General features: G+C 62.9%; 4 protein-coding genes and 1 pseudogene. 2 read left to right on the forward strand and 3 right to left on the reverse strand.

From position 1 onward, the window contains the following. Positions 1 to 192: 192 nt before the first annotated feature. The 3 genes and pseudogenes from SO139_RS45400 to SO139_RS45410 form a co-directional block, all read right to left on the reverse strand. Positions 193 to 1,587 (reverse strand): M20/M25/M40 family metallo-hydrolase, encoded by a 1,395-nt coding sequence (locus tag SO139_RS45400; protein ID WP_449383837.1) that lies wholly within the window; start codon positions 1,585 to 1,587, stop codon positions 193 to 195. Between the two features lie 28 nt (positions 1,588 to 1,615). Further along, positions 1,616 to 2,246 (reverse strand): annotated as a pseudogene (locus SO139_RS45405) (glycosyltransferase family 87 protein); the annotation flags it as partial. Positions 2,247 to 2,313: 67 nt separating this feature from the next. Continuing rightward, the gene (locus tag SO139_RS45410) at positions 2,314 to 3,930 is read right to left on the reverse strand and encodes a helicase HerA-like domain-containing protein (protein WP_449383838.1); all 1,617 of its coding nucleotides are present in this window, start codon (positions 3,928 to 3,930) and stop codon (positions 2,314 to 2,316) included. Positions 3,931 to 4,258: 328 nt separating this feature from the next. On the opposite strand from SO139_RS45410, the gene SO139_RS45415 reads away from it, so the two are divergent. After that, positions 4,259 to 4,624, forward strand: coding sequence for a DUF2267 domain-containing protein (locus SO139_RS45415; protein ID WP_498542084.1), 366 nt, complete (start codon positions 4,259 to 4,261; stop codon positions 4,622 to 4,624). 26 nt (positions 4,625 to 4,650) lie between these two features. Next, positions 4,651 to 5,058, forward strand: a complete 408-nt coding sequence (locus tag SO139_RS45420) for a DUF4332 domain-containing protein (protein WP_449383840.1) — start codon at positions 4,651 to 4,653, stop codon at positions 5,056 to 5,058. Positions 5,059 to 5,252: the final 194 nt, after the last annotated feature.

A 5,252-nucleotide genomic window follows, 5' to 3' on the forward strand; every position in this document is an offset into this window, starting at 1 on the left:
TCTTGCACAATCGAATACTTACTCACGTCAAAATCACAGCGACAGATCAATCGCTTCCGAATTCTTCACGAGCGACTATTTGGTGCTCTCGCGGGGTGGGCAAAGCGAAGCGTGCCCACCTCTCTCTCACAAATCCTGGAGAGACGGTGGGCACGGCGCTTCGCGCCTTTGCCCACCCTACGCACCCCGCGCCTACTTCACCTCCGCGAGCGCGGCGAGGATGCGGGCCCAGGAGCGAATGCCCTTCTGGAAGCTCCGCAAATCGTACTTTTCATTCGGCGAATGGATGTTGTCGTCATCCAGGCCGAAGCCGACGAGCAGCGAGTCCAGCCCAAGCGTGCGCTTGAAGTCGGCGACGATCGGGATCGAGGCGCCCGAGCCCATCAGCACGGTCTCCTTGCCCCACTCCTCCGTCAGTGCCTTCTTGGCGGCAGCGAGCGGCTTCATGTTCCAGTCGAGCGCGATCGCGGGCGCGGCGGAATGGTCGCCGAATTCGACCTTGCAGTCGCCCGGAATGCGCGCCGACACGTAGTCCCGGAAGGCCTTGCGGATTCTCGCCGGATCCTGCCCCTCGACCAGGCGGAACGAGACCTTTGCAGAGGCATGCGACGGGATCACCGTCTTGGAGCCTTCGCCGATGTAGCCGCCCCAGATGCCGTTGACGTCGCAGGTCGGGCGCGAGGAGGCCTGCTCGATCAGCAGCCGCCCCTTCTCGCCGGCCGGGATCGACAGACCGATCGGCTTGAGGAACGTCTCCGGCGTCAGATTGAGCTTCTTCCACTGCTCCAGGACATCCGCAGGCAAGTCCTTCACCCCGTCATAGAAGCCGGGAATGGTGATGCGGCCGTCATCGTCGAACAGCCCGCCGAGGATCTTGGTGAGCACGCGGATCGGGTTCATCGCCGCGCCACCGAACACGCCGGAATGCAGGTCGCGGTTGGCGGCCGTGATCTTCACCTCTTCATAGAGCAGGCCGCGGAGCGACGTCGTGATCGCCGGCGTGTTCCGATCCCACATGCCCGTGTCGCAGACCAGCACATAGTCGGCCTTGAACTCGTCCTTGTTGGCTTCGATGAACGGCACGAAGTTTTTCGAGCCCACCTCCTCCTCGCCTTCGATCAGGAAAGTGACGTCGATCGGCAGCGAGCCCGTCACCGTCTTCCAGGCGCGGCAGGCCTCGACGAAGGTCATCACCTGTCCCTTGTCGTCCTCGGCGCCACGAGCGACGATGATCTTGCGGCCGTCGGCATGATCGGTGACGACGGGCTCGAACGGCGGGCGGTGCCAGAGATCGAGCGGATCGACCGGCTGCACGTCGTAGTGCCCGTAGAACAGCACGTGCGGACGTCCGCTCGCCTTGCTCTTGCCGACGACGGCGGGATGCCCGGCGGTCGGCCTGATTTCGGTTGCAACGCCGAGGCTTGCGATGTCCTTGGCGAGATGCTCGGCCGCCGCCTTGCAATCATTGGCAAAGGCCGGATCGGCCGAGATCGACTTGATCCGCAGCAGCGCGAACAGGCGCGTCAGGCTGTTGTCGAAATCCTTGTCGATGTGATCGAGCACGGACTGGAGCTGTGCATTGGACATTGTTCTCGTTCCTGACTTGCGGTGGTTTTCAAGACGCTGCTGCTTTTAGCTCCGCCGCGGCTTTCGGGCCAGACGCATCTGGCGGATGCCTGATGTGCCAGACCAACGCGCCCGCGAGAACGACGGTGCCTACGAGGTTGTTACCTAAGGCCTGCAGGACCAGGGGAAACAACGGCAGCGACAGCAGCAAGAAAATGCCTGCGACAGCCAGCGCGATCCAGGTTCCCAGCCTCACGCCCGCACGCACGTCGAAAGCAGCGCGGTGCATCAGCACCGTCATCGGAATGGTACCAGGTCTTGAGCTCAGTGACGTTGTGGTCGAAGCCGCGGATCGGCGCCGGCACCACGAACAGAAAGATGCCGGTGCAGGCGATCGTGCTCACGACGGCCGCCCACTGCGGGCGCCACACCAGATAAGGCAGCACCGCAACCGGAAACACCTTGATGGCGGTGGCGAGCGCGAACATGAAGCCGGCGAGCCAGAACCGCTGGTGCTGGAGGCTCCAGAAGCCGTAGAGCATCATCGCCAGCAGGAGCACGTTCGGCTGGCCGAGGTCGAACATGTCAAACACGAAGGTGATGGTGACGAAGGCGGGCAGCGCCTCCAGCCAGCGGCCGGGTGTGAGTCCCGAGCCGGTCATGGCATTCGAGAGAATCCCTCCGCGCAAACGAGGCGAGGAGACCTACGGCTACACGGAAAGCCCCTTGACGAGAGCCCGTGACTGCCTACCGGCGCAGCAATCCGCCGAGTGCGCCACGCACCAGAGCGCGGCCGACCGAACCGCCGAGCTGGCCACCGACCGACTTGCCGAGATCGGCGACGACGCCGCCGACCACCTGATTTGTGACCGTGCGCGTCACGTCGCGCACGACGCGCTGACCGGTGGTGAGCCGGCCGCGGCCGGTGTTGGTGCCGAAGATGGTGCCGACGATCGAGCCGATCTGGCCGAGGATGCCGCCTCCGTTCGCCGAGCCCTCGGCGGTCGCCGCGGTACCGGCGATGCGCTTTTGCAGAATCTCATAGGCGGATTCGGAATCGATCGCGGTGTCGTATTTGCCCTTCACCGGGCTTGCATCCATGATCGCCTTGCGTTCCTCCGGCGTGATCGGTCCGATCCGAGCCGAGGGCGGACGGATCATCACGCGCTCGACCATCGACGGCGTGCCGTTGCCTTCGAGGAAGGACACCAGCGCCTCGCCCTTGCCGAGCTCCATGATCACCTTGGCGGTGTCGAGTTTCGGATTGGGCCGGAAGGTCTGTGCGGCGGCCGCGACCGCCTTCTGGTCGCGCGGGGTGAAGGCGCGCAGCGCGTGCTGCACGCGGTTGCCGAGCTGCCCCAGCACCCGGTCGGGTACGTCGATCGGGTTTTGCGTGACGAAGTAGACGCCGACACCTTTGGAGCGGATCAGGCGAACCACCTGCTCGATCTTGTCCATCAGCGCCTTGGGCGCGTCGTTGAACAGAAGGTGCGCCTCGTCGAAGAAGAACACCAGCTTCGGCTTGGGCAGATCACCCGCCTCGGGCAGCTCCTCGAACAGCTCCGACAGCATCCACAGCAGGAATGTCGCATAAAGTCGCGGGCTCTGGAGCAGCTTGTCGGCGACCAGGATGTTGATCATGCCGCGGCCGTCGCGATCGGTCTTCATGAAGTCCTTCAGCGTCAGCGCCGGCTCGCCGAAGAATTTGGTGCCGCCCTGGTTCTCCAGCACCAGGAGCTGGCGCTGGATGGTCCCGACGGTTGCCTTGGTGACGTTGCCGAAACCTTGGGCAGCTTTCCGGATCGGCGCCAGCGGATCTTCTCCGGCATCCGGCCCCTTCTTGCTGGTGTCGGGCACGATGGCGTCGAGCAGCGCCCGCAGGTCCTTCATGTCGATCAAGGTCAGGCCGTTGTCGTCTGCGACACGGAAGGCGACGTTGAGCACGCCCTCCTGCACGTCATTGAGGTCCAGCATGCGCGCCAAGAGAAGCGGGCCCATCTCGGTGACGGTCGCGCGTACCGGATGGCCTTGCTCGCCGAATACGTCCCAGAACACCGTCGAGAACTGGTCGGGCTGGAACGTCAGCCCCATGTCAGCTGCGCGCTTGACGATGAAATCCTTGGCCTCTCCCACTTCGGAGATGCCCGAAAGGTCGCCTTTGATATCGGCGGCGAAGACCGGCACGCCAGCACGCGCAAATCCTTCTGCCATCACTTGCAACGACACCGTCTTGCCGGTTCCGGTTGCACCGGTGACGAGGCCATGGCGGTTGGCGAGCGCAAGCGTCAGCCAGGCGGTCTCGCCTCCCTTGCCGACGAAGATCTTGTCGCTGGTATCGCCGGGATTGGTGTCTTGTGTCGCCATTACTGTTTGCCTTGGTGGGGAATGCGAACTTTAGGTTCCGCAGTTTAACGTATGTTGGGTGCCGATTGAACGGGTCAACGCATCTCGTGAGGCACGCATATGCGACATCGTGAGAGATGAGGCGTGTGTCTCTTCGCAAAAGTCGAAATGATCGGTTCGCACCGCGGCAATTTTTCGCGAATTCCATCCTTCGCTCTTGCATCGCTGCAACACTCGCCGCGCGATTCGTCACCGCTCATGCGTTCGTCGCTTGTAATTCTTAACGCGCCGGCCCAAGATCATTTTCAGAAGCAAGACTCCGGACTTGAACCGGCTGAGGGGCAGGCGCATGGACGAGCTGATCGGGCGGCTGGCGACAAACGCCAGCATCGATAGTGCTGTCGCTGAAAAGTCGATCGGCATTATCCTGGGCTTCCTTCGCAACGAAGGCCCTTCCGACGGCGTCCAGGCTCTGATCGACCAAATTCCCGGTGCCGAAGCCGCGATTGCCGCGTCGCAAAGCGGCGGCGGCCTATCTCGCCTGATGGGCGGCGGCCTGATGGCCGTCGGTACCCGGCTGATGGGCCTTGGGCTCGGCATGTCCGACATTCAAAAGATCGCCCGTGAACTTTTTCGCTTCGGTCGAGACAAAATCGGAGCGGATCAGATGGGCAAAATCATTGCGGGGACGCCGGGCCTCAGCCAGTTCGCCTGAGGCTTTCGCATTTCATATTGAGTATCATGACATATCCCATCTCCGAGATTGAGGGCCTGTCGGCCTTCGCCGCCAGCAAGCTGAAGGCGCAGGGCATCCGCACCACCGTCGCGCTGCTCGAAGCTGCCAGCACTTTGAAGGGCCGCAAGGCGCTGTCAGCCAGGACCGGCATCAGCGAGCAGCAGCTCCTGGAATGGGCCAACGTGTCCGACTACATGCGCATTCCCGGCATGGGCAAAGCCAAGGTCAACCTCGTCCGCGCCGCCGGCGTCACCACTGTCCGCGAGCTCGCCTATCGCAACCCGTCGCGGCTGGCGCAGAACATGCGCGAGGTGAACGAGAAGCGGAAGCTGGTCCGTGTGATGCCGTCGGAGAAGTCCGTCGGCGAGCTCATCGCCAAGGCCCGCAAGCTGCCGCCGAAGATTACGTATTAGGCGGACGTCGCTCATTGCACCTTCGCGAAGCGCGAAGGATTGTGTGTCCGATCCATCGCAGTCATTCCCCGCGAAGGCGGGGAATCCAGTACGCTGCGGCTTCTCCGTATCCCACCGCTGTCTCTGGAATACTTGTATGGGCTTGGTCAAGGATGAGTGGTTGTTAGATCATTTCAGATCATCTCCTTGTTCGA

This window comes from Bradyrhizobium sp. UFLA05-89 (assembly GCF_059803475.1).